At 35.6% G+C, this 522-nt stretch carries 1 protein-coding gene; it reads right to left on the bottom strand.

Annotated elements, in window-relative coordinates:
- Positions 1-522: AMP-binding protein (locus CHRY9293_RS18570; protein ID WP_162034331.1), on the bottom strand; the 522-nt coding region annotated here is incomplete at both ends.

Consider the following 522-nt stretch of genomic DNA (forward strand, 5'->3'; position numbering starts at 1 on the left):
TGATCGAAGATGAATCCTTTCTTATAGTATCTGATAATAAATGCAATTCATTACCATACAATAAAGCACTAAAGATCTCCGAAACAGAAACATCAAAAACATAAGAGGTATAAGCGGTAAACTTGCCTCTTTCACTATAATCATAAACTCCTCTTATACTTTCAACTAGATTTACAACACTTCTATGCTCTATCATCACTCCCTTGGGTTTACCAGTGGTGCCACTCGTATAAATAACGTACGCCAGATCTGAAGAGCTCACAGAGGGAAGAGGATTTTCTATAGAACATATATCCAAGCTATCTTTCATATCCGAAGAATTCAGACTAAGAATACTTAGAGTTGATTCTTCTTCTCTATCTATTAATTCCTGATAGTCATATAAACGATTCTTTGTACTCTCTTCTACGATTACAACTCTAGCCTTGGTATCTCCCAAAATATGATCTATTCTATCCATAGGATAACCAGGATCCATAGGAACATACGCTCCGCCTGATTTTAATACCCCTAAGATTCCAA

Source organism: Chryseobacterium potabilaquae, assembly GCF_902728265.1.
GTDB lineage: Bacteria > Bacteroidota > Bacteroidia > Flavobacteriales > Weeksellaceae > Chryseobacterium > Chryseobacterium potabilaquae.